General features: G+C 58.9%; 17 protein-coding genes and 1 tRNA gene. 4 read left to right on the forward strand and 14 right to left on the reverse strand.

The features are described from left to right. Positions 1–211 precede the first annotated feature (211 nt). The 3 genes from BREU_RS02760 (at position 212) to BREU_RS02770 (ending at position 1,952) form a co-directional block, all read left to right on the forward strand. Positions 212–288 (forward strand) — tRNA-Pro (locus tag BREU_RS02760). A gap of 327 nt (positions 289–615) precedes the next feature. Beyond that, positions 616–960: a DMT family transporter gene (locus BREU_RS02765; protein ID WP_462138065.1), complete on the forward strand. Its 345-nt coding sequence runs from the start codon at positions 616–618 to the stop codon at positions 958–960. Positions 961–1,169: 209 nt separating this feature from the next. Further along, a complete protein-coding gene (locus BREU_RS02770) occupies positions 1,170–1,952 on the forward strand; it encodes a class I SAM-dependent methyltransferase (protein WP_140462737.1) in 783 nt (260 codons plus the stop codon). Between the two features lie 292 nt (positions 1,953–2,244). Here the strand turns inward: BREU_RS02770 and der are convergent, their stop codons facing one another. Together der and BREU_RS02780 are read right to left on the reverse strand one after the other, a co-directional pair. After that, a complete protein-coding gene (gene der / locus BREU_RS02775; RefSeq protein WP_044088197.1) occupies positions 2,245–4,377 on the reverse strand; it encodes a bifunctional cytidylate kinase/GTPase Der in 2,133 nt (710 codons plus the stop codon). Further along, positions 4,374–5,144 (reverse strand): pseudouridine synthase, encoded by a 771-nt coding sequence (locus BREU_RS02780; protein ID WP_044088199.1) that lies wholly within the window; start codon positions 5,142–5,144, stop codon positions 4,374–4,376. Before BREU_RS02780 ends, der begins: the two co-directional genes overlap by 4 nt. 205 nt (positions 5,145–5,349) lie before the next feature. Here BREU_RS02780 and BREU_RS02785 point away from each other — a divergent pair, with 205 nt between their 5' ends. Beyond that, positions 5,350–6,306 carry an MIP/aquaporin family protein gene (locus BREU_RS02785; RefSeq protein WP_044088200.1) on the forward strand — a complete coding sequence of 319 codons (957 nt, stop codon included), beginning with the start codon at positions 5,350–5,352 and terminating at the stop codon, positions 6,304–6,306. On the opposite strand, the gene BREU_RS11460 is transcribed toward BREU_RS02785, so the two are convergent. The 12 genes from BREU_RS11460 to thrS all read right to left on the reverse strand — a co-directional run bounded on the left by BREU_RS11460 (position 6,205) and on the right by thrS (position 18,352). Beyond that, the gene (locus tag BREU_RS11460) at positions 6,205–6,507 is read right to left on the reverse strand and encodes a DUF3017 domain-containing protein (RefSeq protein WP_081886515.1); all 303 of its coding nucleotides are present in this window, start codon (positions 6,505–6,507) and stop codon (positions 6,205–6,207) included. The genes BREU_RS02785 and BREU_RS11460 overlap by 102 nt on opposite strands. A gap of 158 nt (positions 6,508–6,665) precedes the next feature. After that, complete coding sequence (gene purH, locus BREU_RS02790; RefSeq protein ID WP_044088201.1) at positions 6,666–8,303, reverse strand: bifunctional phosphoribosylaminoimidazolecarboxamide formyltransferase/IMP cyclohydrolase; 1,638 nt, start codon at positions 8,301–8,303, stop codon at positions 6,666–6,668. Then, entirely contained in the window at positions 8,300–9,589 is a 1,290-nt protein-coding gene (locus BREU_RS02795; RefSeq protein ID WP_462138066.1) for a cell division protein PerM, read from the reverse strand. The genes purH and BREU_RS02795 overlap by 4 nt, the downstream gene beginning before the upstream one ends. Before the next feature lie 68 nt (positions 9,590–9,657). After that, entirely contained in the window at positions 9,658–10,569 is a 912-nt protein-coding gene (sucD, locus tag BREU_RS02800) for a succinate--CoA ligase subunit alpha (RefSeq protein WP_044088202.1), read from the reverse strand. Then, positions 10,569–11,771, reverse strand: coding sequence for an ADP-forming succinate--CoA ligase subunit beta (gene sucC / locus BREU_RS02805; RefSeq protein ID WP_044088203.1), 1,203 nt, complete (start codon positions 11,769–11,771; stop codon positions 10,569–10,571). Before sucC ends, sucD begins: the two co-directional genes overlap by 1 nt. 128 nt (positions 11,772–11,899) lie before the next feature. Further along, positions 11,900–12,481: an adenine phosphoribosyltransferase gene (locus BREU_RS02810; RefSeq protein WP_044088204.1), complete on the reverse strand. Its 582-nt coding sequence runs from the start codon at positions 12,479–12,481 to the stop codon at positions 11,900–11,902. Positions 12,482–12,560: 79 nt separating this feature from the next. Further along, positions 12,561–12,965 (reverse strand): preprotein translocase subunit YajC, encoded by a 405-nt coding sequence (locus BREU_RS02815; protein ID WP_044088205.1) that lies wholly within the window; start codon positions 12,963–12,965, stop codon positions 12,561–12,563. A 113-nt stretch (positions 12,966–13,078) separates the two neighbouring features. Further along, positions 13,079–14,143 carry a Holliday junction branch migration DNA helicase RuvB gene (ruvB, locus tag BREU_RS02820; RefSeq protein ID WP_044088207.1) on the reverse strand — a complete coding sequence of 355 codons (1,065 nt, stop codon included), beginning with the start codon at positions 14,141–14,143 and terminating at the stop codon, positions 13,079–13,081. Continuing rightward, positions 14,140–14,772 carry a Holliday junction branch migration protein RuvA gene (gene ruvA / locus BREU_RS02825; RefSeq protein ID WP_044088209.1) on the reverse strand — a complete coding sequence of 211 codons (633 nt, stop codon included), beginning with the start codon at positions 14,770–14,772 and terminating at the stop codon, positions 14,140–14,142. Before ruvA ends, ruvB begins: the two co-directional genes overlap by 4 nt. Positions 14,773–14,862: 90 nt before the next feature. Further along, complete coding sequence (gene ruvC, locus BREU_RS02830) at positions 14,863–15,447, reverse strand: crossover junction endodeoxyribonuclease RuvC (RefSeq protein WP_044088210.1); 585 nt, start codon at positions 15,445–15,447, stop codon at positions 14,863–14,865. A 6-nt stretch (positions 15,448–15,453) separates the two neighbouring features. Then, positions 15,454–16,209 (reverse strand): YebC/PmpR family DNA-binding transcriptional regulator, encoded by a 756-nt coding sequence (locus BREU_RS02835; protein ID WP_044088211.1) that lies wholly within the window; start codon positions 16,207–16,209, stop codon positions 15,454–15,456. Positions 16,210–16,318: 109 nt separating this feature from the next. Continuing rightward, positions 16,319–18,352: a threonine--tRNA ligase gene (thrS, locus tag BREU_RS02840; protein ID WP_044088212.1), complete on the reverse strand. Its 2,034-nt coding sequence runs from the start codon at positions 18,350–18,352 to the stop codon at positions 16,319–16,321. Between the last annotated feature and the right edge of the window lie 136 nt (positions 18,353–18,488).

Genomic DNA, 18,488 nt, shown 5'->3' on the forward strand with positions numbered 1-18,488 from the left:
CACCACAAACAGCGAATACCTATTCATTGAATAAAATGGGGGCTCCCCTTGTCAGGGGAGCTGGCCCGCGAAGCGGGACTGAGGGGTAGTGAATTAATCAACGAACTTACGGCGAGGCTTACTAGTGGTCCGTTTGAGATTTCAACGCGACACGCTGTTTTGCGAATGCAAGCGAATATGGTAAGTTATTCAACTGTTGCTTTTGCAACATCGGACCATAGCGCAGTTTGGTAGCGCACTTGACTGGGGGTCAAGGGGTCGCGGGTTCAAATCCCGCTGGTCCGACCAGAAAGCCCGGAATTTCAACGATTCCGGGCTTTTTCGTATTCCGGCCGGAATGGGGGCTTATCCGGCTCTTCCGATTTTGGTGTGTAAGGGCCATGCGGTTTCATGGCTCTTCGCGGTTTGGTGTGCATGTGCCTTGCGGGCGGTAACGATGGCGACATCAGGACGAGACAGTCACGGTGGGTGGACATAGGCGAACCACGGCAACCATGACAAGGTGTTTGCGTTTTTGCGATATCGAGACGATGATGTTTTGTCCTGCGCGGGATGATAGGTTGTGGCCGAATCGACCGATTCAGCCGGATCGGAGCATATAATCGCGAGGAGGAGATGACTATGGCGCTGACGTGGTTGATGCTGTTCGGAGCTATTTTCTGCGAGGTGGCTGCCACGCTGTCGCTGCGCGCATCGGAGGGGTTCAGCAGACTTGCTTGGGTGGCTCCTGTGGTGTTTGGATACGGCGTCTGCTTCTTCCTGCTCGCCAAGGTACTGGATCGTGGCATGCCGACCGCGCTGGCGTACGGCGTATGGTCGTGCGTGGGTATCATTGCCACCGCGATCATCGCGCATTTCGCCTTCCAGGATCCGTTGAACTGGCGTATGTGGCTGGGCATGGCAATCATGATTGTCGGCATCATCGTGCTGCAATGGGGCAGCCATACGGCCGTCCAGTAGATTATGGATCCGAGGAATGCAGCATCATTGACAATAATGACATTGCCAGCTACTTCGACAGTGGTATGTTTCTGAAACATGTCTTCGGGAGTGACATCCTCGAAGTCGGGAATGCGCTCGGAGGCTCTCGTATGCCCAGAGATACATCCCATGTCGAGATACTGTCCATGCGTGGAAAGATGGGGTGAGACTTAAGAAGGTGATGCCTGATGATTGTTGATGAACGCATAGATGGCGGCACGCCGTTCGACTGGGGAAAAGTGTCGGCCGACTACGCAAAATACCGTGATATTTATCCTCCGGAGTTCTACCGGATGATTCTCAATCGAGGATTGTGCAGGGATGGGCAGCACGTGCTTGATTTGGGCACAGGTACTGGTGTGTTGCCACGCAACATGGCGCGGTATGGCGCTTCGTGGACAGGAATCGATGTTTCCGGGCCTCAGATTGAACAGGCGCGTCTGCTTTCCAAGGGAATGGACATCGAATACCGCGTATCGAAGGCTGAAGATGCCGTTTTTCCGGATGGTTCGTTCGATGTCGTCACAGCGTGCCAATGCTTCTGGTATTTCAACCATGAGATGGTATGCGAGAGGTTGCATCGTCTGCTCAAACCGGGTGGCACATTCCTGGTCATGGTGATGGAGTGGCTGCCGTTCGAGGACCCGGTCGCCGGTGCGAGCGAGCGTCTCATTCTCAAGTACAGTCCTCATTGGAGCGGTGCTGGCGAACGCATGCATCCAATCGATGTGCCGGGTTGCTATCTCCGTGGTTTCGAGCTGGTCCATCATGAGGAGCGCAAGCTGGAGGTGCCATTCACCCGGGAGAGTTGGAACGGAAGGATGAAAGCGTGCCGGGGTGTCGGTGCATCGCTTGATTCGGCGCAGGTTGCCGCATGGGAGCGTGAGCATATGGCACTGCTGGAACGCATCGCGCCGCCTCGCTTTGAGGTATTGCATTATGCGGCCATGGCCGAGTTGAGACGAATCTGAGTCGCGCCGCATATGACCATGGCTGGCATAACCGTGATTGGTATAACCGTGATGGCATGCCTGCTGATACGTCATGAATGTATGGCTCGGTATTCGTGCCATGCGACTGCACAACCGGGTTACCGCCCGTGTGTGGCATCGTGTGACGCCGTATATCACAATCGTGAACTGATGTATACGGCATGAACCGCAAAACACGGAACATTCAGCCGCATGACATTGATGGCATAACGCTTCGATGGCGCCTCTGCAGCATCTTTGCAAAAGCAGAGGCGCCATCGAGCAGTATTCGCTACTTCTTCTTGCCCTTCTTCTCGCGGATGTTCACCGAAATCTGAATCGGAGTGCCTTCGAAGCCGAACTCCTCGCGCAGCGAGCGTTCGATGTAGCGGCGGTATCCGTGATCGAGGAAGCCGGTGGCGAAGATCACGAAGCGCGGCGGGCGCGTGGATGCCTGCGTGGCGAACAGGATTCTCGGCTGCTTGCCACCGCGCAGCGGATGCGGATGCGCGGCCTGGATCTTGCCGAGGAAGGCGTTGAGCTTTCCTGTGGGAACACGCTGATCCCAGGATTCCAGCGCCGAGCGCATGGCGCTTGCCAGACGATTGGTGTGCCAGCCGGTTTTGGCGGACAGGTTCACACGCTGCGCCCAGGTCACGCGATCGAATTCGGTGGTCCACAGTCGTTCGAGGCGCTGCTTGTCGAAATCGTCCATCGCGTCCCATTTGTTGAACACCAGAACAATCGCGCGACCGGCGTCCACGGCCGTGGACATGACCTTCAGGTCCTGATCCGAAACAGGCTGTGAGGCATCAAACAGGATTAGCGCCAGCTCGGAACGCTCGATGGCGGCTTGGGTACGCAACGAAGAATAGTATTCCGCGCCGGTCAGCTTATGCTGACGGCGTTTGATGCCGGCCGTATCGATGAGCAGCCAATCCTCGCCGTCGATGTCGATGATCTCATCGACAGGGTCACGAGTGGTGCCGGCCAGATCGTTGACCACGGAACGCTCCTCGCGAGCGAGCTGGTTCAACAGGGAGGATTTGCCCACGTTCGGCCGACCCACCAGAGCCACGCGACGCAGGTTCGACGGTGTGAGGAATCCGGAGGTCTTCTCGGCCTTCTTCAGCTTGTCGAGCGCGACATCAAGCATGTCGCCCACGCCGCGGCCGTGCATGGCGGACACCGCATATGGTTCGCCGAGACCAAGCTTCCAGAATTCGGCGGCCATGTATTCGCTCGCCTGATCGTCGATCTTGTTGACCGCCAAGGTCACCGGCTTGCCGGCCGCACGAAGCATCTTGACGATACGTTCATCGGTATCGGTCATGCCCACCTGTGCATCGACCACGAACACCACGGCATCGGACAGCTGCACGGCCATCTGCGCCTGCGAGGCAATCGCCGAATCGATGCCTTCGACATCGGCTTCCCAACCACCGGTATCGACCAGCTTGAAGTCGGTACCGGCCCATTCCGCATCGTAGCTGACACGGTCACGTGTCACGCCGGGAGTATCCTCCACCACTGCGGCACGACGACCGAGAATACGGTTCACCAACGAGGATTTGCCCACGTTCGGGCGTCCCACAATGGCAAGCACGCCGACAGGTTTTGGCCCTGATTTGACGGAACCCGCGGCTGGGCCACGTCCCTCGACCAGCGCCTTGTCCGCCTCATCAAGGTCATAGCCTTCGAGATTGGCGGCATACTGCTCGTATTCCTGGTTTTCGATGGCATCCTCCACCATGCCGATCAGCATGTCCAGCGTATGCTCGAAATCCAAATCCGAGTTGTCTATGGTGGTGACGCCATCGGCGGCGGTCATGAAGCTGGTGACCTTGGAGTCGGCCTTGTCCCGTGCGACGACATTCTCCGCTCCCACTCCCGCAGCGGCCTGACCGCTGCGACGTGCCTGACGCACCTCCTCACGGGCGGTCAGCAACACGCGCACTTCGGCGTCAGGAGCCACCACGGTGGTGATGTCACGACCTTCCGCGACAATGCCGAGCCCCTCCGAGAAGGAGTCGGGAGCGGCTTCGCGGGCGATGTAGGCACGCTGCGCAGCGATGAGCACATTACGCACGGGAATCACATTTGACACCTTCGACACATGCGAAGAGACTTCCGAGGAGCGGATGGCATCGGAAATGTCTTCGCCGTCGGCGAAGACGCGCGGATCGTCGGGGTTCACGGAGATGTCGAAATGATCGCCGGTGAAGAAATCACCCACCGTCTCGGTCACAGTCCGTTCATCGACCTGTTCGGAGTCCAGATCGATGCCCTGCTTCAGACACCACCAAGCGCAGGCTCGGTACATGGCTCCCGTATCCAGATAGGCATATCCGAAATATTTGGCCAGCGCCTTGGACGTGGAGGATTTGCCCACGCCGGCTGGTCCATCAATGGCGACACGAATCACAGGCCGACCTCCTTGGACAGTGCACGAACCTCGGTCTGGGAGAGCACGCGATACGAGCCGGGCTTGATTTCACCGAGCTTGATCGGGCCGATCTGCGTGCGTACCAGGCGCTTGACGGGGAAACCGATCGAGCCGAAGATACGACGGACAATGCGGTTCTTGCCGGAATGCAATACGACCTTGACCATGGTGAAATCACGGGTCGCGTCGATGATCGCGCAATGGTCGAGCTTGATCCAGCCGTCATCGAGCTGCACGCCGGTCTTGACGAGACGGCGGCATACGGTGCCGGACAGCCGGCCCTCCACCGTGGCGATATAGGTCTTTTCGACTTCATACTTGGGATGCATGACGTGCTGGGACAGCTCGCCGTCATTGGTCATCAGAATCAGGCCCTCGGAATCATAATCCAAGCGGCCCATGTGGAAGATGCGCTCATACTTGTCGCCGACGATGTCGCGCAACGTGTAACGCCCTTTCGGGTCCTCCATGGCGGAAAGGACCCTGCGCGGCTTGTTCAGCGCCAGCGTGACATGGTTCGGATTCACACGTACGCGTGAACCGTCCACGCGTACCTGCTGGGTCTTCGGATTGACTCGTGAACCGAGTTCGGTGACCAGTTCGCCGTCCACCTCGACACGGCCTTCGGTGATCATCAGCTCGCATTTGCGGCGGGATCCGAAACCGGCTTGGGCAAGCAGCTTCTGGAGTCGAATGGAATCGGTATCATCATGCGCCATCTGGGCGCGGGAATATGCGTTTGGCATCGTTCTCCCAACGTGGCCGGGCAGGCCGCCATATGCGGCCTGATCTCATCTTTATGGTGTTATATCAGTGAGTTGTATCAGTGACAGGCTGACATTCACAGCCTTTTTCAACTTATCCATAATACCGCATCGTTGGACTGCTGATAGACTTGCAACCGTTTGTGCGGGTTCGCTCGCCTTCCAACAGATGAAAAGGAAATAAATCATGGAAAAAACCAAGCAACAGCCGCTGGCCCTGCGCGTATGCGCAGAACTGGCCGGCAGCCTTCTGCTGTGCTTTGCCATTTACGCGTTCTCCACCTGGGGCTCCGCCGTATATGGTGTGAACGTTGTGTTCGCGCCGCTCGCCACAGGTCTGTCCTATGCGGTCATCTCCGCGCTATTCGCACGCGTGTCCGGCGCTCAACTGAACCCTGCCGTCACCGTGGCAGCGGTGCTCACCGCGAAAACCAAACTGGCGGACGGCATCCTGTATGTCATCGCGCAGGTAATCGGCGCCATCGCCGCGGCGTTCGCTGTGGTGAAGCTGCTCCCCACTTCCGAGCAGGTCGCAGCCAAGGTGTGGCTCTCCCCCGCCGTCAACGGTTTCGAGCAAGGTTCGGTGTCATATTCGTTGCTGACCCAGTACGGCATCACGTTCTCGGTGACTTTGGCGATCGTGGTCGAGGTGATCGGCTCGCTGGTGGTGGTGGCCGCCGCCATGTCGTCCATGAGCGCAGATGGCACGAATTCCGATCGCTATGCGCTGACCATGGGCGGCGCGTACGGCATCGCCGTGGCGATCAGCTATCCGGTGACCGGCGCTGGCCTGAATCCGGCACGCTCCACGGGTATCGCATTGGCTGCCATAAACGAGGGCTTGACCCAGAACCCTGTGCAGCAGCTGTGGGTGTTCTGGATCGCTCCGGTGCTGGCCGCCGCAATCGTGGCGTTGGTCATGATCGTCGTGCAGATGGCTACTACGCCGAAGCCCAAGGCCTATGATTCCGTGGCTGATGAGGCTGATGGCCAGGTGACTGCGGATGTCCAAGAGGACGTCGCAGACCAGACCGTACAGGACTCAGTGCAGGAAGGTGCCGGCGAGCGGGCCGAAGAAGCTGAAGTACGTGATCAGCAAGCCGATTCCCAGCGCGATGCCGATGAAGGAATCGAACGCCACTGAGCGTACTTTCCAAGGGCTTTTCTCCCGTAGCACAAGACGAATAAGCCCGGTGCCGATGGCCGTCACAGCAAGCAATACTGTGGCGGCCATCGTGTATCCGGATGCGGCAATCACCGTGATGACGACAACGATGCCGAGCACGATCCATTCGAACCAAGGTTTGCCTTCGTGGGCTTCGGATACGAAAGGATGATTGCGCATGTTGCTTCCTTGTGTCGCTTGAGGTACATGAGGTACGTGAACAGAATAGCAGGTAAACAACAGCGGCTGGGTTTCTGCCGGTTTGCATCGCAAACTTTCAGAAACCCAGCCGCTGTCATGGTGTTGTCATGGTTCCGTTCGAGGGGAACGGCAGAGGATCAGTGGAAGAAGTGGCGGGTACCGGTCAGGTACATGGTCACGCCGGCCTTCTTGGCGGCTTCGATGACCTCTTCATCGCGAATGGATCCTCCAGGCTGCACGATGGCCTTCACGCCGGCATCGATAAGCACTTGGGCGCCATCGGCGAAGGGGAAGAACGCATCGGATGCGGCAACTGAGCCGGTGGCACGGTCCGCACCATCAGCGAGCGTGTTTGCACGCTCGACGGCCAGATGGCAGGAGTCCACACGATTCACCTGACCCATGCCGATGCCGACGGTCGCCTGGTCATGCGCCAGAAGGATGGCGTTCGACTTCACACAGCGGATGGCACGCCATGCGAACACCAGATCCTTGAGCGTGGACTCGTCGGCGGGGTCGCCGGACACCAGCTTCCATGCATCGGGATCATCACCGGTGGCGTTGATCAGATCGGTGTCCTGCACCAGCAGTCCCCCATCGATCTGGCGTACGGATTCATGGCCCTTAGGCGGTTCCGCCACCTTGAGGATACGCAGGTTCTTCTTCTTGGTCTTCAGCAGTTCCAATGCTTCGGGCTCATAGTTCGGAGCTACGATCACCTCGGTGAAGATCGGACGTACGCTTTCGGCCATATCCAGCGTGACCTTGGAGTTGCATGCGATCACGCCGCCGTATGCGCTCATCGGATCACAGGCATGGGCCTTCTTGTGGGCTTCGGCAGCTGTGGCGCCGATGGCCAGTCCGCATGGATTGTTGTGCTTCACCACAGCCACGGCGATGGCCGGAGCCATATCCCATACCGTGCGCCATGCCGCATCCGCATCCACATAGTTGTTGTAGCTCATCGGCTTGCCGCCTAGCTGCTCAGCATGGGCGAAACCGGTCTGATTCAGCGGATCGATGTACAGGGCGGCCTGCTGGTGGGAGTTCTCGCCGTAGCGCAGCGTATGCGCACGATCCCAGGTGCGGGTGTACTGGGCGGGGAACTTCGCGGAATCGACTTCCGTGCCCTGATCGTCCGTATCGATCTCCGTGTCGGCAAGGGAAGCCGGCTTCGTCCAATGCTTGGCGGCCCACTCATTGATGGTGGCGTCATAGGCGGCGGTGTGCGCGAATGCCTTGGCCGCCAGCCACTTGCGTTCCTCCAGCGAGAAACCGGTGCCGTCAGCCACACGGGCTGCGACCAGTGCATAATCGCCGGGATCGGTGACGATGGCCACAGTCGCATGGTTCTTGGCTGCGCCACGGACCATGGAGGGGCCGCCGATGTCGATTTTCTCGATGGTATCCGCTTCGTTGGCGCCGGAACGTACGGTATCGGCGAACGGATAGAGGTTGACGACGACCAGATCGAACGGCTTGATGCCAAACTCCTCAAGCTGCTTCGCATGCTCGGGGTTCGTCATGTCAGCCAGAATCCCTGCATGAATATACGGGTGAAGGGTTTTGACGCGACCATCCAAGCATTCAGGGAATCCGGTGACTTGAGACACCTCAGTGACCTTGACGCCCAGTTCCATGAGCCTCTTGGCGGTCGAACCAGTGGAGACGACCTCTGTACCTGCCTTCACGAACGCGTCGGCGAGTACTTCGATTCCCTCCTTGTGGAAGACGGAAACCAGTGCCCGTCGTATCGGCCTGTTCGTGTTTGTCATCCTTGTTCCTCCTTGGATTGTTCGGGTTGAGACATATGTGAGCGCGGCTGAGACGTGGAACGGACAGCTGCAGGAACAGTGGTGCTGGAAGACTTGACTTTTCCAACAATCCAGAATACCGAAAAAACAAGTGCTGTGCCAATCAGCGCGACAAGCCAGGCTGCGAGAAGTCCCAACGCCGCTGCATGGCCGATGGTCTGGGTCGAAGCCATCACGTCGACGCCTACGTGTGCGAGGCGATGCTGCCCAAGCGATCCGTTGGACACGGTGAACAGGAGCGTCGCACCAAGGGAGAGCAGCGCTGCGCTGATGCAGAACGTGGCTGCGGGGTACGCCAGATGGATCGCCACCGAACCGCGCAATTGCGCATCTCGGACGTCCAAAGGCCTGTAACGGAATCCCTGAGGGAGGAACAGCACCAGCAGGCCGACCACCAGCGCGGTGGCGAATGGAATGCTCATGGCCACTGTCCGCCACAATTCGCTGGTGACCGGTTCGGGAAGAATACCGAACACCGGGACCGCCGGCAAGTCGTTCGATTGACCGACCCAGAGGGTGAAACTGGCCAGTTCGCCGATTGAGAATCCGGCTCCGAAGAGCCACGACATCGCCCAGATCACCAGATTCGGCATCCATATGATCATCGCGATGGTGGTGAGGATACGCGACCCGTTCTCCATACCGGACATCGCGAATATGGAACCCACGGCATTATGGTTCAAGACAATCCAGATGATCACCGTTATCGTTCCGGCCAGCAAATACAATGCCATGATCAACGCACTGACCAATCCGCCGAGCTTGACGCAACGGGTCGCCTGCGGGGACAGCACGGTTCCGGCTGCCCGGGAGACCGCATCGATGATGGACGAATGCGTAATGCCGGCGAGTCCATAGCCCAGCGCATACACCAACGCCGATTTGGCGAGCACAAGCCAGCCGGCATCCACCAATCCCCCGCCCAGCGACAGCTGGAAGCACTGGTTGATGATCAGCCATGTGATGAGTCCGGGCAGAAAGGCATGGATGCTGACGGCCTGCAGTCGTATCGCAAGGGCATCGATGAGCCAGATGAGCAGGATGGTGAGCAACAACGGTGTAATGGTAAGGGTCACCGCGTCGGTGATGAAACCGGATCCCTCGCTCAGCAGCACTATGGCCTGCGTAAGGGGCACAGTGCTGGACGTGAGGTTATCGCCGCCCTCTTCCATGGATATGACGAGAAGCATCAACGCTATGAAGCATCCCAATGCGATGGCATACACGGCCATGGCTGCAAGGGACACGACGATTCCTCGCAGCCATTGGCGTATCACTGTTTTCATGGAGACCGTTCTGTTGGCTATGCGGGCGATCAGGCCAGGTCGATCTTGGCGAGCAGGTCGCGCATGATCTGCGCAGCCTGCCCCGGGGTCTTGCCCACCGGGATGCCAGCTGCCTCCAAGGCGTTCTTCTTGTCCTGTGCAGTGCCCTTGCCTCCGGAGACGATGGCCCCTGCATGACCCATCTGCTTGCCTTCGGGTGCGGTGAATCCGGCGATATATGCCACGACGGGTTTGGTCATATGCTCCTTGGCCCATGCGGCGGCCTCTTGTTCGGCAAAACCACCGATCTCACCGATCATCATGACGGCCTTGGTGTTCGGATCCGCTTCGAATGCCTCCAATGCCTCCAGCAGCGTGGTACCCACGATGGGGTCGCCGCCAGCGCCCAGGCATGCGGTGAAGCCGATGTCCGAGAGCTCGCCCATCAGCTGATAGGTGAGCGTACCCGACTTGGACACCAGTCCCAACGGCCCGCGGGAGACGATGCCATCCGGGATGATGCCCAGATTGACTCCGGGATTGCCGAGCGTGATAAGACCGGGGCAGTTCGGTCCGATGATGCGAACGCCTTTCTGCTGGGCCAGCTCCACGAAATATGCGGAGTCGGATACCGGAATGCCTTCGGTAATGACCACGACGAGCTCGATGCCGGCTTCGACCGCTTCCACTACAGCGCTCTTGGCGAAACGCGGCGGCACGAACACCACACTCGCCTTGGCTCCGGTGGCCTCCCGCGCCTCACCGCAGTTGGCGTATACGGGGATGCTCGCATCCTGGCCGTCATGAGCGGCGGAGAATGTGACCGAAGTCCCAGCCTTACGCGGGTTCACGCCGCCGACGATATTGGTGCCCGCCTTCAGCATGCGTGCAGTATGGGTCATGCCCTGATGGCCGGTCATACCCTGAACGATGACCGGTGCGCCATCCTCAATGAACAGCATCAGCGGACCTCCTTGGAATGGGTGGATTCGGCGGCGAGCTGTGCCGCCTTGTAGGCTGCGCCTTCCATGGTTTCGGATACGTGGATGGTCGGTCTTGCGGCTTCAGCCAGGATATGAAGTCCTTCCGCCGCCGCATTGCCGTCGAAACGCACCACGATGGGCTTGGGACTTCCCAGCGTCTTGACCGCCTCGAGAATGCCATTGGCGACCTCGACACACGAGGTGATGCCACCGTAGACGTTGATGAACACGGATTCCACCTGCGGATCGGAGAGCACGATTTCGAGGCTGTTGGCCATGACCGTCGCTGAGGCGCCGCCGCCGATATCCAGGAAATTCGCCGGCTTGATGCCGGTGCCCTGTTCTTCGCCCGCACCCGAGACGGCGTCCAACGAGCTCATGACCAGGCCTGCACCGTTGCCGATGACACCGACTTCACCATGCAGATGCACGTAGTGCAGGCCATGCTCGCGCGCCTTCTGCTCGAATGGGTCGGGAACGACCGGGTCGATGAAACGGGTCCAGCCGTCATGGCGGAATGACGCGTTGTCGTCCAATGAGATCTTGGCATCCAACGCGCAAAGCTGCTTGGTGGATTCGTCATCAGGGTCACCGATTTTGGCCAGAGGATTGATCTCCACCAATGTGGCGTCGTTGTCCTTGAAGCATTTCCACATCTTGAGCAGAATCTGAGCGGCCTGATCCACATCAGCGTGGTAGAAGCCGATGGCTTCGGCCATCTTGGTGGCCGCCTCAAGATCGAAATCGCCCAATGCTTCTATGTGCAGCCTTTTGACCGATTCGGGATGCTCTTTGGCAATCTCCTCGACTTCCGTGCCGCCATTGGCGGTCGCCAGCACGTCGAAATCTCGAGAGGTGCGATCCACCGAGATGGAGACATAGTATTCGTGCAGCACGTTCTTCGCTTCGGCCACCAGCACGCCAGAGACCTTGTGACCATGGATGGTCATCGGAAGAATGCTCTCTGATTCCAGGATGGCTTCATCCCGGTTGTGCGCTATCTTCACGCCGCCAGCCTGGCCGCGGTGACCTATTTTGACCTGTGCTTTGATGACGCACGGGTATCCGATTTTATCTGCGGCTTCAGCGACTTCATGGGAGTTCTGTGCGAAGATGGCACCCGGAGTGGGGATGTCCTGTTCTTCCAGCAACTCTCGCGCCTGATACTCGTAAAGATCCATGGATCCTTCCCTGCTGAAATGAATAATCCGGCATGTAACTGTACATGCTACATGCCGGAAGAGTAAAAACCGAGTCTATTGTCTGAGATATCAACGAAACGCCCAGACGGGCCTCTTGTGCATATTGCTCACGCTGGCATCGAAATCAAGGAAGTCACCGGCACGTCACCGAGCTTGTCGATGCCATCCAATCCGTTGAGACGCATGACGAAGCTGAATCCGGCCACCTTCCCGCCGGCCTTTTCGATGAGGTCTGCGGCGGCTTTGGCAGTGCCGCCGGTCGCGATGAGATCATCCACGATGAGCACTCGCTCGCCATGAGCGACCGCGCTGGTTTCGATTTCCACACTGGCTGTGCCGTATTCGAGGTCATAGGATTCCCCGATGGTCTCGGGCGGCAGCTTGCCGGCTTTACGCACTGCGATGAATCCCTTGCCGAGCTGCGCGGCGAGAATCGGCCCGAACAGGAAACCACGGGACTCAAGACCTGCTACCGCATCAAACTGTTCGGGGGCGACCGGAAGCGTTTCGGCGATCGCGGCAATCAGGATCTGCAAGCCCCGCGGATCTGCGATAACCGGCATGAAATCACGGAAGATGATGCCTTCCTTGGGAAAACCTGGTACGGAACGAACCAGTGATACCAGATATTCGGCATCCTCCTTGCCTACGGTGTTCAATGCCTCGATAGTGATGTCCGACTGTGCCATGTTGCTTTGCCTCTTTGGTCCTGACCGGGTTCTTCGCCGTACGTTACTGCACGGACTGTTGCCTTGCGGATTCGATGTGTTACTTGGTCTCGCCGTTGTCGGCGGACTTGGTTTCGGCTTCGGCAGTGACGCCTTCGATCGGCTTCTGTGCCTCGGCGTCGTCCGTCGGGGTCTCGTCGGCGTTGTCCGGCAGGGGGTTGCCGTTTTCGTCTACTTCGTCGTCGGATACATAAGCCGGACGAGTGTATTCACGGGCGATGGCGTTGAAGGAGAAACGCATCTTGGAGCCTTCGGAGTCAATGACGATTTCCTCGTACTGCTCATCGACCTCGACGACCTTACCGATCACCTGACCGATGGTGATGATCTCAGTACCAGGCTTGAGATTGCGGCGAAAGTCCTGTTTTTCGGCCTGCTGCTGCTTGGCTTTCTTGGACTGCCACCACATCATGCCGCCGATGACCACGACCATGACGATAAGCATTGCGTATGAAGGATCCACGGAACACTCCTTTAATAAACCATCGCGATCCAAACATCAGGCGTCTGACTGCCGCCATGTTGACATCCGACCACGTTATGCAAACAGGCTAAAGTCTAGAAGAGCTTGCTGACATCATCCTTGGGCGTAATGCCCAGATGCGCCCATGCTTTCTCGGTGGCGACGCGCCCTTTGGGCGTGCGCATCAGGAAGCCTTCACGCACCAGGTACGGCTCGCAGACGGTCTCCACGGTTTCGGACTCCTCCCCCACCATGGCGGCGAGGTTGTTCAAGCCTACCGGTCCACCGTTGAAATTGCGGATTATGGCGTTCAGCACCGCAATATCCAGCCGGTCCAATCCTTCGGAATCGATCTGGTAGAGCGCCAGAGCCTCTTTGACATCCGAGGGGCGCACCATGACCAGATCATGGACTATGGCCCAGTCTCGGACTCGTCGCAGCAGACGATTGGCGATTCGCGGCGTGCCTCTGGACCGCAGGGCGAGTTCATGGGCCGATCCTTCATCCAGATTCACGCCCAGCACATTCGCGGATCGTTCGATGAGCTTCTCGAGTTCCTCATGAGGATAGAAATCCAGATGCGCCGTGAACCCGAAACGCGCGCGCAACGGACTCGGCAGCATGCCTTCGCGTGTTGTTGCTCCGATCACGGTGAATCGCGGCAGAGTCAGCGGAATTGAACTTGCACCCGGACCTTTGCCCACCATGACGTCTACACGGAAATCCTCCATCGCGATGTAGAGCAGCTCCTCCGCCGCACGCGGCAGACGATGGATCTCGTCGATGAACAGCACCTCGCCGGTATCGAGCGAACTGAGAATGGATGCCAGATCGCCCGCATGCTGCACCGCAGGTCCGGAAGTGACACGAATCGGCACTTCCAGTTCATTGGCGACGATCATGGCCAGCGTGGTCTTGCCCAAGCCCGGAGGACCGGCCAGCAGAATATGGTCAGGCGGCACATCCCGCTTGCGCGCGGCATCCAGAAACAGCTGGAGCTGGGCTTTGAGCCGTGGCTGCCCGATGAACCCATCCAGCACATGTGGCCGCAGTTCCTCGTCGCTGACCGGCTCATTGCCGATGGGCTGCGATGACACCATGCGCAACGATTCCTCGTTGGCCCCAGTATTCGACGTGCCGAAATCAACGGATTCGTTCATGAACGTCCCCTATCCATCAAGGTGAGAGCGAATCGCAGGACCCGTGGCACATCGTCATCGGACAGCGGCGTCGCTATGTCGTTGTCCGCGATGGCTTCGGCGACGGCCTGTTGGGCGTCCTGTTGACGCCATCCCAGCGACATGAGTCCCTCCACCACCTGTTCGGAACCGTTGTCCACTGTTGCGCGGCTCGACGATGCGGTTGGGACGCTTTCGTCTTCAATCGTGTTCAGGTCAATCGAACCTTTGAGCTCCAGGATGATTTTCTGCGCGCCTTTTTTGCCCAGTCCCGGTGCTTTGGCGAGTGCGGTCGCATCATTATCGGCTATGGCTTTCACCAGCTGAATCGGCGTGAGTGTGGAAAGCAACGACTGTGCCACCTTTGGGCCGATGCCGGAGACCTTGATCAGTTGCAGGAATGTCATTTTGGCGTCGCGGTCGAGAAAACCATGCAGAGATACAGCGTCCTGTGAGATGTTCATATACGTGTAGACACGTGTTTCCTGCCCGGCATGAAGTCTGCCGAGGTCTGTTGACGACATGCGCACCTCATACCCCACGCCGGAGACGTCGATCAGTGCGATATCGGATTCCACTGACTCGACTCGTCCGGTCAGCATCCCGATCATCCGCATCTCCTTTCGCTCGGCTGAATGCTGCTGTTCAGCATTCGGATCAAACGCTCGAACAACTGTTCGAAGTATACTATATGCCCTCCACTACATGCCGCGATCATGATTAATACGGCGACGTGTCGTATGCTGAGCGGCTTCGGCCCATTGACGCTGTGCAGCGGTCAGATGCTGCTCACGTTCCCCGCCTTGCAGCGCGCCCGCAGGTCGCAGGGCATGGCATATGGCCAAGGCAAGCGCATCGGCCGCATCGGCCGGAGTAGGCATCTTGGTGAGGTTCAGAATGCGCGTCACCATGCGCTCGACTTGGACTTTCTGTGCCTGGCCATTGCCGGTAATGGCCAATTTCGCCTCGGTGGGGGTGTGCAAAGCCACCGGAATGTTACGCTGTGCTGCGGCAAGCATGGCGAGACCTGCTGCCTGGGCGGTGCCAAGCACCGTGTTGCGGTTGGATTGTGCGAACACTCGTTCGATGGAGACGCTATCCGGGGCGAAACGATCCATTTTCTCGGACAGTCCGTTGTAGATGGCGAGCAGGCGCAGGTCTTGGGAAATGTCAGGAGAGGAACGTACGACGTCGACGTGAATAAAAGAAAGCCGGCGATGTTCGCCGGCTTCGATCACGCCGACCCCGCAACGTGTAAGCCCGGGATCGACGCCAAGGATGATCACTGCGGATTACTCCTCATCCAGCTGAGCCATGACCTCATCGGAAGCGGTCCAGTTGGAGTAGATGTTCTGCACATCATCAAGATCGTCAAGGTTGTCGATGAGCTTGGACACCTTGCGGGCATCCTCAAGGCCCAGCTCGACCTCGTTCTTCGGCTGCATGACCTGATCGGCGGAATCGTAATCAAAACCAGCATCCTGAAGCGCCTTGCGCACCACGAACAGGTCGGACGGGCCGGTGATCACGGTGTAGACCTCACCGTCGTCGGCCACATCCTCGGCACCTGCCTCGGCAGCGGTCTCGAACAGCTTGTCGTAATCCACGCCCTCGGACGGAACCACGATCTGGCCCTTACGCTCGAAGTTGAAGGAGACGGAGCCGGAGGTGGCCAGGGAGCCATTGCCCTTGGTCAGGGTGGATCGCACTTCGGCCGCGGCACGGTTGCGGTTATCGGTAAGGCACTCGATGATGAGGCCGACGCCGGCAGGAGCATAGCCCTCGTACACGATGTCCTCGTAGTTGGCGGCACCGTCTTCGTCACCAGCGCCACGCTTGACGGCGCGAGCGATGTTGTCGGCCGGCATGGAAGCCTTCTTGGCCTTGTAAATGGCGTCATACAGAGACGGGTTGCCATCCGGGTCGCCACCGCCCAGACGGGCGGCGATTTCGATGTTCTTGATGAGCTTGGCGAAGAGCTTGCCGCGCTTGGCGTCGATGGCGGCCTTCTTGTGCTTGGTGGTCGCCCACTTGGAATGACCTGACATTAATGCTCCTAGCGATTAATCGAATGATGTCAAACGAAATGATTGTAGGCCGGTAATCAGACATCGCCGATTGCCGGCCTAACTGTACAGGGTTGGAGGATGTTGACGATCAGTCCTCGGTGGCGGCCTTGAAGTCGTCTGCGGAGTTGACCTGGACGCGCTTCTTGATCACGGTGAGGATCTTCGTGCGGGCCTCGTCCACCGGCACACCATTGAGCTGGCTACCGTCACGGAAGCGGAAGCTCACGGCGTTGTTGTTCATGTCCTCCTCGCCGACGATGAGGATGAACGGCGCCTTGGACTTGGAGGCGTTGCGGATCTTCTTGCCGAAGCGGTCGTCGGAGGAATCGATCTCGCAGCGGACCATCTCGTCCTCGAGGGACTTGATGAACTCCTCGAGGTGCGGGGCGAACTCATCGGCCACCGGCACGCCGAGCACCTGGACCGGAGCAAGCCATGCAGGGAACGCACCGGCGTAGTGCTCGAGCAGCACGGCGAAGAAGCGCTCGATGGAGCCGAACAGGGCACGGTGAATCATCACCGGGCGCTGGTGGGTGCCATCCTTCGCGATGTACTCGAGCTGGAAACGCTCGGGCAGGTTGAAGTCGAGCTGGATGGTCGAGACCTGCCAGGTACGGCCGATGGCGTCGCGGGCCTGCACGGAGATCTTCGGGCCGTAGAAGGCGGCGCCGCCCGGATCGGCCACGAGATGCAGACCGGACTCCTTGGCGACCTCGGCAAGCGTGTTGGTCGCCTCCTCCCAGATCTCATCGGAGCCCACGTACTTGTTCGGGTCCTTGGTGGACAGCTCGAGGTAGAAGTCACTCAGGCCGAAGTCCTTGAGCACCTTCAGCACGAAGGTGAGCAGGTTGGTCAGCTCGCCCTTCATCTGCTCGCGGGTGCAGTAGATGTGGGAATCATCCTGCGTAAGGCCTCGCACACGGGTCAGGCCGTGGACCTCGCCGGACTTCTCGTAGCGGTACACGGTGCCGAACTCGAAGAGACGCAGCGGCAGCTCGCGGTAGGAGCGCTGGCGGGACTTGAAAATAAGGTTGTGCATCGGGCAGTTCATCGGCTTGAGGTAATAGTCGAAGCCGGGCTTGGTCACGTTGCCTTCGTCGTCGTATTCCTCATCGAGATGCATGGGCGGATACATGCCGTCCTTGTACCAGTGCAGGTGGCCGGAAGTCTCGTACAGGCCGCCCTTGGTGATGTGCGGGGTCTGTACGAAGCTGTAGTGATACTTGCGGTGCATCTCGCGGGAGTAGTCCTCCATCGCGTTGATCACTGCGGCTCCCTTCGGGTGGAACACGGCCAGGCCTGGACCGATCTCGTCGGGGAAGGAGAACAGATCCATTTCGGCGCCGAGCTTACGGTGGTCGCGCTTGGCGGCCTCCTCGAGACGGGTCTGGTAGGCCTTGAGGTCCTCCTTGGAGGCCCATGCGGTGCCGTAGATGCGCTGCATGGTCGGGTTCTTCTCGCTGCCACGCCAGTAGGCGGCGGCGGAACGCTCGATCTTGAAGGCCTTGATGAAGTGCGTGTTCGGCAGGTGCGGTCCGCGGCACAGGTCCTTCCACACCACGTTGCCGTCACGGTCGACGTTGTCGTAGAAGCTGAGCTCCTTTTCGGAGATCTCAGTGGCGGTGGACGGGTCGAGGTGCGCTTCCTTGTCCTGAATCAGCTCGATCTTGAACGGCTGATCAGCTTCCTCGGCCAGCGCCTCCTCCTCGGTGACCGTGCGGCGGCGGAAGGACTGCGCGGACTTGATGATCCGCTGCATGTGCTTCTCGATGTTCTTGAGGTCATCGGGGGTGAATGGCTGGTCGACCTGGAAGTCGTAGTAGAAGCCGTCCTTGATGATCGGGCCTACGCCGAGCTTCGCGTTCGGGAACAGCTCCTGAACCGCCTGGGCCATGACGTGGGTGGCGGAATGGCGCATGATGCCCAGACCGTCCTCGCTGTCAAGTGCGACGGATTCGACCTTGTCGCCGTCGGACAGCGGCGTGTACAGGTCACGCAGTTCACCATTGAGGCGCACTGCTATGATGTTCTTGTCATCGGAGAACAGCTCGACACCGGTTGTGGTTGCTTCCACCTCCTTTGCTTCGCCGTTGACTGTTATGGAGATGGTAGCTTGCGCCATGATTTGTCCTTTGCTATCGGGGTCCGCGGTACTAATGTGCAGGCCTGGACTGGTTAATCAACAGTGGACACGATAGGTTGGGTGTACGACATTGCCACCACAACGGTTCCGGCGTTTGAGGGATGCATCCGGTGAT

Origin of the sequence: Bifidobacterium reuteri DSM 23975 (assembly GCF_000741695.1) — a bacterium.
GTDB lineage: Bacteria > Actinomycetota > Actinomycetes > Actinomycetales > Bifidobacteriaceae > Bifidobacterium > Bifidobacterium reuteri.